General features: G+C 33.0%; 17 protein-coding genes, 2 pseudogenes and 1 riboswitch. Of the genes and pseudogenes, 8 read left to right on the top strand and 11 right to left on the bottom strand.

Going from position 1 to position 14,914, the window contains the following annotated elements; genetic code table 11:
• The first annotated feature begins 206 nt into the window (after positions 1-206).
• Together MKY26_RS21160 and MKY26_RS21155 are read left to right on the top strand one after the other, a co-directional pair.
• Entirely contained in the window at positions 207-689 is a 483-nt protein-coding gene (locus tag MKY26_RS21160; RefSeq protein WP_341098545.1) for a hypothetical protein, read from the top strand.
• A 724-nt stretch (positions 690-1,413) separates the two neighbouring features.
• Positions 1,414-1,808: pseudogene (locus tag MKY26_RS21155) on the top strand (VOC family protein).
• A 40-nt stretch (positions 1,809-1,848) separates the two neighbouring features.
• Here MKY26_RS21155 and MKY26_RS21150 read toward each other — a convergent pair.
• Positions 1,849-2,220, bottom strand: coding sequence for a VOC family protein (locus MKY26_RS21150; protein WP_341098544.1), 372 nt, complete (start codon positions 2,218-2,220; stop codon positions 1,849-1,851).
• Between the two features lie 243 nt (positions 2,221-2,463).
• On the opposite strand from MKY26_RS21150, the gene MKY26_RS21145 reads away from it, so the two are divergent.
• A complete protein-coding gene (locus MKY26_RS21145; RefSeq protein ID WP_341098543.1) occupies positions 2,464-2,841 on the top strand; it encodes a VOC family protein in 378 nt (125 codons plus the stop codon).
• 196 nt (positions 2,842-3,037) lie between these two features.
• Here MKY26_RS21145 and MKY26_RS21140 read toward each other — a convergent pair.
• The 5 genes and pseudogenes from MKY26_RS21140 to MKY26_RS21120 form a co-directional block, all read right to left on the bottom strand.
• Positions 3,038-3,247, bottom strand: a pseudogene (locus tag MKY26_RS21140) (cation:proton antiporter domain-containing protein); the annotation flags it as partial.
• Between the two features lie 300 nt (positions 3,248-3,547).
• On the bottom strand, positions 3,548-3,832 hold the full coding sequence (locus tag MKY26_RS21135) for an MnhB domain-containing protein (RefSeq protein WP_341098542.1): 285 nt from the start codon (positions 3,830-3,832) through the stop codon (positions 3,548-3,550).
• A gap of 274 nt (positions 3,833-4,106) precedes the next feature.
• Complete coding sequence (gene atpB, locus MKY26_RS21130; RefSeq protein ID WP_307315072.1) at positions 4,107-4,817, bottom strand: F0F1 ATP synthase subunit A; 711 nt, start codon at positions 4,815-4,817, stop codon at positions 4,107-4,109.
• 234 nt (positions 4,818-5,051) lie between these two features.
• Positions 5,052-5,369 (bottom strand): DMT family transporter, encoded by a 318-nt coding sequence (locus MKY26_RS21125; RefSeq protein ID WP_307315075.1) that lies wholly within the window; start codon positions 5,367-5,369, stop codon positions 5,052-5,054.
• The gene (locus MKY26_RS21120) at positions 5,369-5,704 is read right to left on the bottom strand and encodes a DMT family transporter (protein ID WP_328199743.1); all 336 of its coding nucleotides are present in this window, start codon (positions 5,702-5,704) and stop codon (positions 5,369-5,371) included. The genes MKY26_RS21125 and MKY26_RS21120 overlap by 1 nt, the downstream gene beginning before the upstream one ends.
• Positions 5,705-5,801: 97 nt before the next feature.
• Positions 5,802-5,901, bottom strand: a riboswitch (guanidine-I (ykkC/yxkD leader).
• 279 nt (positions 5,902-6,180) lie between these two features.
• Here MKY26_RS21120 and MKY26_RS21115 point away from each other — a divergent pair.
• Genes MKY26_RS21115 through MKY26_RS21105 form a run of 3 tightly spaced genes read left to right on the top strand, consistent with a single transcriptional unit; the run spans position 6,181 to position 7,821 of the window.
• A complete protein-coding gene (locus tag MKY26_RS21115) occupies positions 6,181-6,639 on the top strand; it encodes a MarR family winged helix-turn-helix transcriptional regulator (RefSeq protein WP_307315393.1) in 459 nt (152 codons plus the stop codon).
• 23 nt (positions 6,640-6,662) lie between these two features.
• On the top strand, positions 6,663-7,181 hold the full coding sequence (locus tag MKY26_RS21110; RefSeq protein WP_341098541.1) for a GNAT family N-acetyltransferase: 519 nt from the start codon (positions 6,663-6,665) through the stop codon (positions 7,179-7,181).
• A 22-nt stretch (positions 7,182-7,203) separates the two neighbouring features.
• The gene (locus MKY26_RS21105) at positions 7,204-7,821 is read left to right on the top strand and encodes an FMN-binding negative transcriptional regulator (protein WP_307315083.1); all 618 of its coding nucleotides are present in this window, start codon (positions 7,204-7,206) and stop codon (positions 7,819-7,821) included.
• Positions 7,822-8,368: 547 nt separating this feature from the next.
• Here MKY26_RS21105 and MKY26_RS21100 read toward each other — a convergent pair.
• The 3 genes from MKY26_RS21100 to MKY26_RS21090 form a co-directional block, all read right to left on the bottom strand.
• Complete coding sequence (locus MKY26_RS21100; protein WP_341054228.1) at positions 8,369-8,821, bottom strand: SgcJ/EcaC family oxidoreductase; 453 nt, start codon at positions 8,819-8,821, stop codon at positions 8,369-8,371.
• Between the two features lie 254 nt (positions 8,822-9,075).
• Positions 9,076-9,783: a DNA alkylation repair protein gene (locus MKY26_RS21095; protein WP_341098540.1), complete on the bottom strand. Its 708-nt coding sequence runs from the start codon at positions 9,781-9,783 to the stop codon at positions 9,076-9,078.
• Positions 9,784-9,921: 138 nt separating this feature from the next.
• Positions 9,922-10,299: an iron chaperone gene (locus MKY26_RS21090; RefSeq protein WP_341098539.1), complete on the bottom strand. Its 378-nt coding sequence runs from the start codon at positions 10,297-10,299 to the stop codon at positions 9,922-9,924.
• Between the two features lie 954 nt (positions 10,300-11,253).
• Between MKY26_RS21090 and MKY26_RS21085 the strand changes: the two genes are divergently transcribed.
• Both MKY26_RS21085 and MKY26_RS21080 read left to right on the top strand, forming a co-directional pair.
• Positions 11,254-12,276 (top strand): DUF3231 family protein, encoded by a 1,023-nt coding sequence (locus MKY26_RS21085; protein WP_328199737.1) that lies wholly within the window; start codon positions 11,254-11,256, stop codon positions 12,274-12,276.
• Positions 12,210-12,737: a hypothetical protein gene (locus MKY26_RS21080; protein ID WP_341098538.1), complete on the top strand. Its 528-nt coding sequence runs from the start codon at positions 12,210-12,212 to the stop codon at positions 12,735-12,737. The genes MKY26_RS21085 and MKY26_RS21080 overlap by 67 nt, the downstream gene beginning before the upstream one ends.
• A gap of 652 nt (positions 12,738-13,389) precedes the next feature.
• Here the strand turns inward: MKY26_RS21080 and MKY26_RS21075 are convergent.
• Positions 13,390-13,791 (bottom strand): hypothetical protein, encoded by a 402-nt coding sequence (locus MKY26_RS21075; RefSeq protein ID WP_328199735.1) that lies wholly within the window; start codon positions 13,789-13,791, stop codon positions 13,390-13,392.
• Complete coding sequence (locus MKY26_RS21070) at positions 13,784-14,383, bottom strand: hypothetical protein (protein WP_328199734.1); 600 nt, start codon at positions 14,381-14,383, stop codon at positions 13,784-13,786. The genes MKY26_RS21075 and MKY26_RS21070 overlap by 8 nt, the downstream gene beginning before the upstream one ends.
• Positions 14,384-14,914: the final 531 nt, after the last annotated feature.

Raw genomic sequence — 14,914 nt, 5'->3', positions numbered from 1 at the left:
GCTCATCTTCTTACTTATCCATATAATCGTTGGATGGGTTCTTATATGTACGTATAAAAAGTTGCCATCTGCCGTTTTCACCTTTATAGGTGTTTTTGTCATTATGAGCTTTATATACTGGACGGCAGTCGTACTCCGTTACTAATATGTATTTTGCTTCTCTTTAATAGACATACTAAGTTTTAGTAATTTTCGGAGGAGATACCATGCTTTCTACTGCACTTAGTAATCTAGACCTTGGAGCAAAAGGATTATGGTTTCCAATCATCGTTGTTGTTACGCTTTTATTTATCTTTATCCTCATGCCCAAAAAGAGAATTAATAGAACAGAGGTATATATCATTTTTTGTATTGTTGGGTTTGCAACATGGATCATGGATGCATTTATTTTACGCGTTTTCGACTTAGTTGATTTAGGTTCCCCTAAAAAGCTAGGAATCGGAGATATTCTCTCTTTTACCTTCATCCCGTCATCATTAGCTTGTATCTTCTTAAATTTCGCAAATAAGAAAAACAAATGGAGTTTAGTCATATTCTTCACTCTCATTTCATTTGGTATCGAAATTGGAATAGAATACTTTGGTTACATGATAGAAAAAGGATGGTTTAATTTTTTCTCTATTTTGTTTTATTTTATTGTTTATGGTTTTGTACTGCCTTATCAATTGAGAATTATAAGGCGGAGATGAATAATACCCCTCGGAGAACTGATTTTTAATTTAGATGTTTACACTCTTGCGCTATCTAATATGGCGATTCTTATTTACTGCTTTTTCATTTTATTAAAGGATATGAACCTAACAACTTAAGAACCCCCCTCTACTCGATACCATACAATAGCATCGTTTGTTTTTCACAAAGATGAAACACCTATATCAGAAGGATATACAGGAAAAATACACGGAGAAACAATTGTAAAAAGGCTGCAAAACGATTATTTCATAACGATTTATCGCCTTAACATTGGTATAGTAACCTGGATGTAAGAGCATCGTTCACTGATTCTTGTATCCTTGGATTTAGCAAACGAATGTTTATAATTTGAAGCATGGTCAATAAACCACTCTTTCATATTAATTCTTCAACAAATGTAACTTCTTCTGAATCCAGATTTAAGATAACAATTTCATAAGCCCATGGCATCCTCAAGAACCGCTTTTCTTATAACAAACGACGAATGTTTCATTGTTTTCCCTCCTTTATATTCTTTCACCTAACAATGAAGTTTTTTGCTACACAATAATCTTCTGCTGTGTAGCAAGTGACTCTCTTTAATAAAAGGTACCTTCCTAGTGCTTGGCATTAATGTATAATAGATAAATTAAATTCCATATTGAGAAGGAGCGCCCTACAGATTAGTAGAAATTACATACATGAGGGATTCATTTTTTTAAGAAAAATTAGGAGGTAATCATGAGTAGATTAGTACATTTCGAAATTCATGTAGATGACATGGACCGTGCTAGAAAGTTTTATGGCGAGGTATTTGGCTGGACATTTGAAGATTGGAGCGAGTTTGCTGGTATGCCTTATTTTGGGGCAGTGACTGGTGGTGAGGGTGAGCCTGGAATTAACGGTGCTTTAATGCAACGTCAAAGTCCTCCTCCTGAATCAAATCAACCATTAAATGGTTATGCATGTACAATAGGAGTAGAAAATTACAATGCGATTGAAGGAAAAATACTTAATAATGGTGGTGTAGTAGCATTGCCCAATATGCTCTCCCTGGCATGGCTTGGCAGGGGTACTATAAGGATACAGAAGGAAATATTTTCGGTATTCATCAACCAGATGCAAATGCGAAATAGACTAATCTCACCAGAAAGAAAAGGAATTTTTCATCGCACCTTATCGATGTTGATCAATTAAGATTGGATTGCCGTCTGGATCTTCCAGAGTAATAAATGCCGGTCCTTCTGTTGATTCATCAGCTTCCTGTATCAATTTCACTCCTTTTTCTTTCAATTCTCTTTGGAGTTCTCGCACATCTGTAAAATCTTCTAGATTTTCAGCGTTATTATCCCACCCTGGATTAAATGTAAGGGCATTTTTTTCAAACATTCCTTGAAAGAGGCCTATGACCGTTTGTTCATTCTTCAATATAAGCCAATTTTGATTAATGTCCCCTCCTAGCGTTTTGAATCCTAGATCCTCGTAAAATGCTTTTGATCGATGAATATCTTTTACATTTAAACTTATAGAAAATGCTCCTAGTTTCATCGTGTCTCCCCCTTTTAATAGATTACATAATATTTCTATTTTTCATCAATAATACCTTCTAGCTAAAGACAATCATGGAGACAATATGTGATATTTAATGTTTCTATAGGCTTTATCCTAATTCAACATCCTTTTTCCTATCAAATGAATTGGAACAGCATAAAACGAAATGAAAAATTGGTATGGTTAAAATTAAATGATAAAATTACTGGGAGTAAAGTTATAACAAAAAAGGAGTTTTCTATGATTAACAAAATTGGTAAGGTAACTGTTTATGTAAAAGACCAAGAACTAGCGAAAGACTTCTGGATAAACAAAGTTGGTTTTGTCTTAAAATTTGAACAAGCTATGGGACCAAACATGTTTTGGATAGAAGTCGGTCCAAGTGAAGACGAATTTACAACACTTGTTCTTTACTCCAAGTCAGCGATGGAACAACAAAACCCTTCAGCTATTTCTCACCCTTCTATTCTTTTTAGCACAACTGATATAGAATCAGCTTACGAAAAAATGAACCAAAATGGAGTAGAAGTAGATGAAATGCAAAGACTTCCTTTTGGTACAATGTTCTCATTTAAAGACCAAGACGGGAACAACTACTTACTACGTGAAGATAAGTAGTATTAATCCACTTAAATAAGATTGATTGTAAAAGCATGGACATTTTGAACGGAAAATCCATGCTTTTATAAACTATTTTAAGCGACAGCTAATCCTACTTTTTTTAAAAATGGAATCTTATTACTAAACGAACTAAAGAATAGAAAAAGGAGAATTTGAGTGCACTCAAATTCTCTTTTTAATTATTTGACGCTAGTTATGTCCCATCCTCATTTAAATTACTTTCTTTTAGCTTTTTTCGTGAATCAAGTTGGAATAAGATTTTTAGTAATGGAGGAGCAATTAATGTAGTTAGAATAATTGAAATAATAATTGTTGTGTAATATTCTTGCACAAGTAGTCCGCTGCTTAATCCAGTTGCAGCAATAATTAATAGAACTTCACCTCTCGATACCATTCCAGAGCCAAAGTCTGTTTCAGGTGAAGTCTCCTTGTGGCGACTAAATTAGTCAAAATTTATATTGTTGAAAATTCCAAAGGTCATTGTTTTTTATTCTCTATTTGTGCTTATACCTTGTCAAAAAACATGCAAAGATTCAGATATTTTCTCATCGAGACGTTCTGACTCACCATATAATTGTTCTGCAAGTAGTCCATATAATAATGTAAGAAATGCTAATGTGGCTGTAGTTGAATTAATATTTGACTTTAGTACTTCATATTGTTGATAAAAGAGAGATTTGAAAATATATTCAACTTCAGTAACCTATTTATCAGATTCTTTTTTTATAATTTTTTTAAGATGTACCGGAGGGATTAATACACCTACTGCCATTATCACCTTAAAATCAAAGGGGAAATATGCTCTTACTCTATCTAAATCGTGTGTTAAAAATAAAAGTGTTATAGCAAAAGCAATTGTAAGCCCTGCTATAAAGCCACCTCCAGTATTATGATGTCCTGAAAAAAAGAGGCTAATGGCAAAGGTAAATAGAATAACAACTGCTATTTTTGTTACACCCTTTAAAATAATATCATTAGGTTTTTTCAAAATTTTATCTCCTTAATTATTGTTTAGTCTGTGGATAAAACTAGTTCTCTAAGAAACTAAGATTACTATTTTTCCCTTTGCAATAACTATTTAAAAAAGTCCCTTTACTATAGATTCCCAGACATGTAAACTTGCATCCTGCCCATCATAATTGGGATATATTAAATTTATTGGCTAAAAAAACAGACTCCCCCTAATTTAAGGGAAGTCTCCTATAATGTAGTAGTCCTCTTAAATAAAAAACAATAAGGTTTTGTTTATAAACAGGTATATTTTAATGGTCTCGACTTACTTTATGAGACATATAAACCATTGTTAACATACAGAAAATAAATGCTTGGATACTACCGAGGAATACTGAGAACCCAAGCCATACTAATGTTGGTAGAACCGCGACAAGGGTGCCCACAACTCCAGTTGCAAGTGAACCAACCAATAGCGAGAGTAGAATCTCTTTCGCATAAAGGTTACCGTAAAGACGAAGACCTAATGTCAATGTGTTGGCAAATTCCTCGATAATTTTTAAAGGGAACAAAAACCACATTGGTTTGGAAAAGTCCTTAAAATATCCTTTTAACCCTTTCACCCTTATTCCATAGTAATGCGATAGACCAACCACCATTGCTGCCAAAGTCAATGTAATTACCGGATCAGCTGTTGGTGATTTCCACCATAAGGTATCTCCATATACTATTGCGAATGGGAGACCTAGCATGTTTGAAACGAACACATACATGAGAAGGGTAATCCCTAATACATGGAATCTCCCTCCATCCTTCCATGCCATGTTACTTTTAATTATGTTTTTAACAAAATCCATAATCCATTCAAAAAAATTCTGCATTCCTGTAGGTTTCATCGCCAGACGGCGTGTGGAAATTACAGCAATTAAGAATACGATAGCACTAGACACAGTAATCATTAAAATATTTGACAAGTTAAAGGTTAACCCCAAAATTTCAACTAATGGTGCTTTGTGGTGCATAATATTCACCCCCTTCCCAATTTTCGTTTAAGGGACTTAGTTAGGTGTTGTATTTACTTTTATATGTCTGGAAATTTCCAACAAGTTATTATTTATCTCTTACTCATGCCCTATTGTTCTAACTTTGGACTTCTTAAATGCAATATATAGTGCAAAAAAACTTGTCTAACATCTATTTTTTGAAAGCTATAATTGTAGATTTGATAGAAAATATGAAATATTTTGATAAAATTTTCAAATAGTTACAACCCTCAATCCCACAACAGCTATAATAATTAAGGCTAAAAAGACTATTCTTTTAATATCTTTTGAATCATTATAAAAAGCCATTCCAACAACTGCACTACCAACTGTACCCATTCCAGTCCAAACTGCATATGCAACTCCTAAAGGGATACTTTCCATCGCAATTCCTAATAAAAATAGACTAATGCTAAATCCAAATACAATAAAAATAATTCCACTTACTGTATTACCTTTAGTATATTTTTGTATACCATTAACACCTATTACTTCAAGGATACCTGCAAGAATAAGAATAACCCAACTCATTACTTACCAGCCCCCTTTACTTCTTTCTTTTCTCCAGTGACCATTTTTAATCCAATTACACCTATTAATAAAAGTGCAACAAACAGGATTGCACCTAAATTTAACGATGTCCCGAAAAATATTACATCTACAAATACTGTACCAACAGTACCTAGTCCAACAAATACAGCATAGACAGTACTAGTAGGTAATTTGATTGATGATACAATTAATAAGCTAAAGCTAACAACAATACCTATAATAGTTAGTGACCATGTCAAAGGATCATTTGCATATTTTAATCCGGTTGCCCACCCAATTTCAAAGATTGCAGCAATTACTACTAATAACCACATGAATAAAAACACCTCTTTCAAATATTTTTTATATTGTTCCTAGAAGGAAGCATAAGAATACAAAAAAAGCCCGGGAAATACCACAAATATTTGTGATATCTCCCGGGCTTTTATCCCTCCGTGAACAAAGCTTTTAAGCTTTGCGCTTTCTCTCGGACCAGTCCTTTTAATAAAGCGGAACCCTAGAAAGCCTATATTTATTAGAATAAAACAAAAACCACTAGGAATCAATTGTTTTTTCTCACCAATTCCTGTTGTTTACAAAAAACCAGTATTTTTTGATTATACAATCTTCCGAAAGTAACTACAAATTTTAAACAGCTAATAAGAAGGGAAATCACTATTCCATTACAGTTGGTCCGTGGATTTGTCCATTGTGATGTTTTCCTGAAGGATTACAGCTCTAAAATAAGAATTGTTGTAATTGCAACATTTTTAGGGTAGAATTTAAATAATATTTGTACAACAAAAAAGGAATGATTGCATTGGAAATCCTCAGGGAAATCGGAATGATTGCAAGAGCATTAGATTCAATTAGTAATATAGAATTTAAAGAATATGAACTTACAAAAGGGCAATATCTCTATCTTGTGCGAATCTGTGAAAATCCAGGAATCATACAAGAGAAGTTAGCAGAAATGATAAAAGTAGATCGAACAACAGCAGCTCGTGCTATAAAAAAGCTTGAAATAAACGGATTTATTGAAAAAAAGGATGATGCTCATAACAAAAAAATAAAAAAACTTTATCCGACAAAAAAGGGAAAACAAGTGTTTCCAGTAATTAAAAAGGAAAATAACTATTCCAATCAAATAGCTTTAGAGGGACTTTCGAAGAAAGAAGTAGAGACTATTTTTAACATTCTTCAGAGAGTTAGAAAAAATGTAGAAAAAGATTGGGAGTTTGTGAAGAAAGGGAACAAACGGAACTATTAAATTTTTTAGGGAGACAAAATGTAATGAAAATAAATATTAGAAAATGTAATTTGGTTGATTTGAAAAAACTACAAGAAATCGGATATGAAACTTTTAATGATACGTTTAAAGATCAAAATTCACCTATAAATATGAAAATCTACTTGGAAAGTGCATTTAATTTCAAGCAATTAGAAAAAGAATTGCTTAACCCTTCATCTCAGTACTATTTTATATATTTGAATGATGAAAAAGCTGGTTATTTAAAAGTGAATGAGAATGATGCACAAACCGAAGCTATGGGAAAGGAAGCACTTGAGATTGAAAGAATCTATATCAGGAAAAAATTTCAAAAGCTTGGGCTGGGAACAATACTATTAAATAAAGCAATAGATATTGCTGAAACATCCAATAAAAGAAAAATTTGGTTAGGGGTATGGGAAAAGAACGAAAATGCCATTAATTTTTATCACAAATTAGGTTTTGTCCAGAATGGATCTCACTCGTTTTATATGGGAGATGAAGAGCAAATCGATCTTATAATGACAAAAACAATCAAATAAACTTCTTGAAAGGTGGATAAGTATGTATATCCCTAAATATTTTAAAATTGAAGATGAAGAAGTAATTTATGATTTTATCGAAAAAAATGGGTTTGCAACGTTTTTTTCTCAACATAATGGAGAACCATTTGCTACACACCTTCCACTTATGTTAAATGAATCTAGAGATACTTTATATGGTCATTTTGCACGTGCGAATGAACAATGGAAAGATATTGATGACCAGCAAATACTTGCGGTTTTTCAAGGTCCTCACTGTTATATTTCTCCTACTTGGTACGAAACAACGAAAGCAGTACCCACTTGGAATTATGTATCAATTCATATATCTGGAAAGGTGGAAATTGTCGAAGATTATAAGGAAATATACTCTTCTTTAAATGATTTAGTAAACAAATACGAATCCCCGGATAGCATTTATAATTTAAATAATGTTGAATCTAGTTTTATAAAGGGAATGAGTAAGGGAATTGTAGCGTTCAAACTAAAAATTACGAGAATTGAGGCAAAAGCAAAATTAAGTCAAAACCATCCTATTGAACGCCAAAAATTAATTATAAAACATCTAGAAAATACTTCTCAACATGACAATATACAAGTTGCCACACTTATGAAAAAAAACCTAACAGAGTATAAATAGATGTATTATTCAACTATAGGGGGCTATATAATAAGTTCAGCCAGAAATTACTGGTTGAACTTATTTGTTTTAGATTTATGAATTTAAAAAATATTATATTTAACAAAATTTAATGAGAGAAAAATAGGGAAATAGAGATTCTAATCTATGCTTTTTTAAACCTTTACAAGTACATTCAAATATACCGTTTATAATCCTAATAACAGAAACATTACATCGATGCTGTTCTTCTGCAACAACTATATATATTTTCCCCCACTACCATATGGACAAGAATCATTTCTACCGATTTTCTGTTCTTGAATAACTGGTGATGAAATATTCTCTTCTGATTTAATTGATTATCCACTACTTCTAACAATTGACCTTTTTAACCTAGAATTACCACTGCCATCGCTTCTTGTTTAATGCGCATTTTATTATGCGGTTTACCACCATATTTTTATCCTAATCACCTAATGTATTGTAGTTGTTATTTCTCACTTAAATGAAAATAGGCGCCTCCATTGTTGCAGAAAGCGCCCTTTTGCTGAACAAGGCTACGACTTCAGTTATGAAGTAATTGCCTTAACTCTTCTGTCATTTCCTCCACTAACTCTGGTCTGCCATGAAACTGAGCCGGGGTATTTTGAAACAGTTCAATTTGCCATTCATGATCTTTCTTCACGGCAACTAGCGTTTGATGAGCATTTACTGATGGGTTAATATCTGATGTTTCAGGTGAAATCATACCTGCAATAGCCTGTAAAATTGCTACATCAGTACCTAAAAGCCTTGTCTCTTTAACTTTAGTAACAAAAGGAGCAGTAGGATGACCTTCAAATATGGGTGTAAGGTGCGATAAAATCTCTTCTGACCCTATTAACTTACTTCCATCAAAACCAATTTGGACTCCCTGTTCTTCAAAGAGTACAGCCATTCCCTGGGCATCACGATTGTTCCAAGCATCTATTAGTTTTTGATAAAGATTTTGAATTTCAATATGGAATGAAACATTCATGACCTATTCCTCCTTCATTTTTAATACCCTTTCTCATTGTTATCATAAAATTGATCACATTCATTTCCAAACGGTTTCTTTTGGGACTTTCATAAAATCTTCTTATATATACTTCCATTTATAAAAAGAGTGAAATTCTTGCTGCAAGAAAAGCACTCGGTTGTGGAGGAATGTCAAACTTTTCAATGATAATTTCCCACTTATTTTTTGACCTCAAACACACATGGGTAATGAGCAGGACCATCTTTATTATATTAACAAATACATGTCTTACGCTTTATTCCAATTCGATCTTTCTCTTCTACTTTTTTTATATAGTCTTTTGCGAGCGGTACCTTACAAGCAGTATTTCCTACATCCACATGTACTTTCCCAATAAAATCAGCTACCTGTTTCGCTTCTTCCGTTAATTCAGGTACATAGGAGCCGACGGAAATAACAAAGGAATTCATAACATAACGAACTCGATTGCGTTCCTCATGTACAGAATCTTTCACTCTGTACAACAATGTCCTAATTTCCCCTATGTCTAGCTCCTCATCAGGAGTAATTGATAAATAATTCGCATATGTACTCCATCCAACAACTGCGATCATCTCTTGCTCTGAGCTCATCCATTCATTAGCCAATTCAAGGGCATACTCACTTTCAGCTGCTACCTGCGCAACGGTATATTCAGCGACCATATACCAATAAGCTCTCTTAGCCCAGTCTTGTAAGTCTTCTTTTGCCATTAATTTTGGACTAACAGATAGACCTGCCAAATACATCGCATCATGATTTCCAGAATGATATAGTTGTAATGCTAACTCATGATCCTTCTTTACATACTTAACAAGCTTTTTTAAATCTCCAATTTTCACACCAAAATAAGGTTCCTTTACTCCGTGGTTCAAGAAGATTCTCTTTGTTTGGTCACTGCCTAATTCTTCAAGCTTTTGCATAATTTCTTCATAAGTCATCGTTTTCCTCCACATATGATTACATTAAATTCACTTCAGAGGCATTCTGAAGCGTTTTTTTTTGGCATTTATGTTTAACACGGTCAGACACCTACATATATGATTACAACGGGATTGTGACCTTCTTATCTCTCAAGCTTAACAATCCGTATTTTCACCGGCGCGCCACATATCAACGGTTTTATGAATAAATTGTTCCAATCCCGTATCTTCCATCTTTATCGTTTTTTTGATACGAATGCAGCCTTTTCCATAATTATAACCAGTTAATAGGGTCTCTGCATTTTCTACCTTATCTATTGTACCCACATAGAGACTGACATAATGTTTTTGCGCATTTAATGCAAACACATAGGTACCATCTTTACCATAATTCAACATCTTATAGCGAATCACCTCATCAAATTCAGGTGCATAAGCAAAAATCATTTGTCGAACCGCAAGCAATTTCTCTTTTCTCCAATCGTCTTCAAGCAATTCTAGATATTCTTCCGAATTCTTTGCATCATATTGCATATTGATGTCTCACTCCTCTATTTCTTAATTTATAGTTATAGAATTCAATTTACTTAACTCTTCCATCTATTCAAATTGTATCGTTGGTACAAAGTATTTGTATGTATGATAATTAAAACAGGTGATGGCACTTGCTTCATTAATCAATCCTTAATCTATATCATAAATAATTCCACGTCTAAACTTAAATGCCTCTTCTAAATCGAATCATTTGAATTGAATAGACAACAGCTTAACTATTTTAAATGCAATTTTAAGAGTCTTAGGTTTTCTGCACTCACCTTTTAAGTTAGAACAACCTAAATCTAAATTTAAGTATAGGTCTATGATATCATATGCTTTGCCTTCATATAGCTGAGCGATGATAACCAACCAATTGTTGGTTAAGGCGTAACTGCTGAATAAGCCGCCGAGGGATCACAGATATTCTATAACCATCGACTTTCACTACATGCTTTTACATAGTCACCAAGTCAGGTGATACTGCTACGCAATATACGTCTACTCCGTATTAAAGGATACTTATGAATTGTTTTCGAAATAAAAATTAAAAAGCCGGTCAAGATAATTAACCCCAACCGGCAAACATATTCTTATATTTCTTGACACTCTACTCTATTCCTTCTAACAAGGTCACTATTACTTTTTTCTTCACTTTATAAACCGTCATCTTCTCGACTAGTTTAAAGAATAAATTAAACTTTGTAATTGGTGTAGCATCTCTTATAATCTCGATGAACTGCTTGGCTTTATATTTCTCGAGTAGGTTCTCTCTGTCTTTCTTGTCTTCCCACTTTTGTATAAAAAACTCATCTATTTCCTAGTACGGCATTATAAACATTGATGGGAAACTTTTCAGTTAGTGGTGTTATTTATCTCATTATTTACCATTAATAGTTTTTTTTATCGATCAAATACTATGTTTAAAATTGTTACTTTTGGGAGGATAACATATTGAGTAAAACAAATTATATACCCTTAACCTCTTCAGAACTTGGTTCTCTTTGGTCAACTTACTTACAAAATAGTATGACAGAACATGTTTTAAATTACTTTCTAGTGCAAGTTCAAGACCCAGATATAGAACCGTATATTCAAATAGCCTATGACATATCTCTTCAAAATTTGGACAATATAAAAGGTATATTCACCGAAGAAGAAATCCCAATCCCCGTTGGGTTTACAGAACAAGATGTTAACCTACAAGCACCTCGTTTATTTGATGATATCTTCTTTCTAAGTTATTTACAAAACCTTGGTAAAGCAGGAATGGCGCAGTACAGTTTGATGAAAGCTATGTCAACTAGAAAAGATATACGTACTTTCTTTAGTTCTTGTCATGAGGAGACCTCCAAACTTTATGATCAAGTCATTGATAGCTTACTCAATAAAGGATTATTAATTCGGCCACCACATATACCTATTCCTAATAAAGTCAATTTTGTTGAAGATAAAAACTATTTTGACGGTATTTCGTTTATTGGGAAGAAAAGACCACTGAACGTAATAGAAATTTCCCAATTATTCTCGAATATTCAAACGAATGTTATTGGTGTAATGCTTTCTATAGGTTTCGGGCAAACAGCAGAATCACAAAAAGTAAGAGACTATATGAATAGAGGAAAAGAAATAGCTAAAAAACACATAAAAGTTTTTGGTGATTGTTTAATTGAAAGTGATCTTCAAGTACCAATGACATGGGATGCTGCTACGTTAGAATCTACAGTTCCTGTTTTTTCAGATAAGCTAATGATGTTTCATTTTAACATGCTGGTAGCAGGTGGTATAGGTAATTATGGTGTTGCCGCATCAGTTAGTCAAAGAAGCGATCTAGTGTTAAATTACAATCGGCTCTCAGCTGAAATTGTAAAATATGCTAATGATGGCGCAAATATCATGATAAAAAATGGATGGATGGAAGAAGTACCAACAGCAATAAATCGGACAAATATAATAAAGAAAAGTGGAAACAAATAAATGGCGTGAAAACAATCGAAGTATTACTTTGGAGCATTATATTTCCTGGTTTTGGGCAAATATTAAATGGTAAATACCTTAAAGGCATTGTACTCATACCTTTAATTGTTTTAATTATTGTAAAAGGGAACCTAAATCTAATTATCCTATCTAGCTTACAAGGTAATGTTGAAAGGGCAATTCAACTAATTAACCACAAGTGGATTTTATTTTTTCCTTGTTTATATTTTTTTGCAATATGGGATGCTTATAAAGATGCAGGGGGTGGTGAAAAGCCGTATTCATCTTTCCTGTTTTTGTTTTCAGGGTATTTTATGACCGTAGGAACCATTTTTTCTACGAAGATAACTTTGTTTGATTTACATATAGCACCTATATGGCTACCAATGATTAGTGTTATACCTGGGATACTTGTTGGGTTGTTATTACAATGGATAATCATAAGCAAGGAAAATGTTTAAAGGAAAGGATGCTAGTGCATATCCATCCATATGTAGGTAATTAGATTTTTAATACTCAATGTAGGACAATCAGTGGTATTGTCCTTTTCTTATGTCATAAAAATCATAAGTTAAAATTGAAACTACCTTGTATTGTAAAAAGATAGGGAATTTAAAAGAGGAAATCTATATTATAAATTAAGGAAATGAACCGCAAAAGACCTCAAAAGTACATGGGCAGTAGCTGGTCTAATTGCTGGTTCTTCAGTTGGGGTGCAGCATTTTTGAATAGCTGACAGTATAATTGGTAGAATGATGGACGAATCCACTGGATATTGTAATTGAACTTTTTCTAAAATCTTAGACATACTCATGCAACTATGTGCCTTAAATCTGGTATGGGATTAAAGGAAGTTCAAGTAAAGTTGTATCATACAAGTATCAATTACGACCGGAGACGTTTATGCTCATGTAACAGAAACAATGAAAGAAAAATCAGTAGATCTTTTCAAAAAATACATCTTAAAATATAGATTTTGCAAGGTATGTGGTTGAAATATGGTCAAAGTGTACATACCTTGCTCAAAACCCTCGTTATACCAACGTTAGTTTGGCCACTGCTTCCACATGTGTGGAGATTATCTCGTAATACATGAGGTGTTTGGTGAGTTCATTATTTACAGTCCTTAATTTTCATTATTAATTGATATAAGAGATACACCGAAATAATAAAGATTCCTATATTCAGAAACCAAATAAGCATATAAGCAGTCCTTATAAAATCAAAATGTATTAGATCCAATGTTGATTCAGAAGCAATTCTAATTCCTAATGGCGAGGAAATGTATACAATAATAGTGCTTAATGTCAAAATCGGTATACATTTACTGAATAAGATATTATATAGCTTTTCCTTTTGTCTTTTTAATGCTTTAGGCTTCCCTCTATCTATGTCTTCATTCAACACATCATTAATTGACGGATAGCTAATGCTAAATAAACCTGTAGAAAAAACTAATAAAATACTAATAGCATTAAATGAACCTTCAATTAACTTATTTAAATCTTCAATCATCTATTGGCTCCATAATAGCTACCTCTTGTTCATCATTAAGTTGATTTTCTAGCAATGCATAAGAATCCTCTGATATCTGAAATTTTCTTGCACTCCCTCTAACTTTAGTAATTGGATCTAAATGAGGTGCATAAGTGCTGATTAATCTATTTAACTCTTCTAATACATTATCGGACTGTATCACTACATGGTACTCAGCTTTACTCTCACTAAGTTCTGCTGAAGAGATAGCGCTTCTCAAAGTATATGAAAGTTCTTTTTCTAATTGGTATTTAAACTTGGTTTTAACATTTCGAATCAAAGCTTTACTTTCTGAATCAGTTAACTGAAACATAGATGACACTTCAGCTTCGCTAGGAAACCTTCCTTTAAAATAATGCTTAATAAGATGATATAAACGATGTTGTTTAATTTCATCCGCTCTAGTAGGTAACCCTTTCCCAAGCAACATCTCTTTGTATTCTGTCATTGCTGAATATGCAATACCTTTTAATGCTATATTAAAATCTCCATCATTGTTAGTTCTAAATAATGCCATCAGCTTTTCCTTTTCTCCTTCAGCTATTAAATCCACATCTATTTCAATTTTCATGTGCACCCCACCCTTTATTTTATTATTCATTATATTTATAATACTTTATCCACTATTGTTTGTGGAGAAAAAAGGATAATAACAAGGTAAAAAGAATCATCCGGTTCAGAGAAGTACCTTCTGCTTACGTTTTAGTAGCATTCTACATGTGTAACTATAAAAAGAATAATCGCGGGTTAGTCCTTAAGTCACACAAAAATTCGAGGTAAGGTAAGTTGAGTACCATTTCAATGAATCCAACGTACTCACCATTATCAATTGAGTTTCACCTATAGTTCATGGGAGGGGAGTTTTAAAGCAACGGTTCGCTAGAATGCTGGCTCCTATGATAACGCTAATTTTACAAGATTTGCAGAATGGTTTTGTCTTAATAAAAGAAGGAGAAATCCCCTGTATGTCATAGGTATGCGATAGTAACCGGCAACTTCTCTCTAAAAATATTTACCGAGTAGAACTGCAGTAACATGCTGAAATGATATTATGACAAAGACCTAAAAACAAAAAGACAGGAAGCCCATACCATAAAAGCTT

Source organism: Cytobacillus sp. FSL R7-0680 (genome assembly GCF_038009245.1).
In the GTDB taxonomy this organism is placed as follows: domain Bacteria; phylum Bacillota; class Bacilli; order Bacillales; family Cytobacillaceae; genus Cytobacillus; species Cytobacillus kochii.
This window is presented reverse-complemented; position numbering and strand designations above follow the sequence as displayed.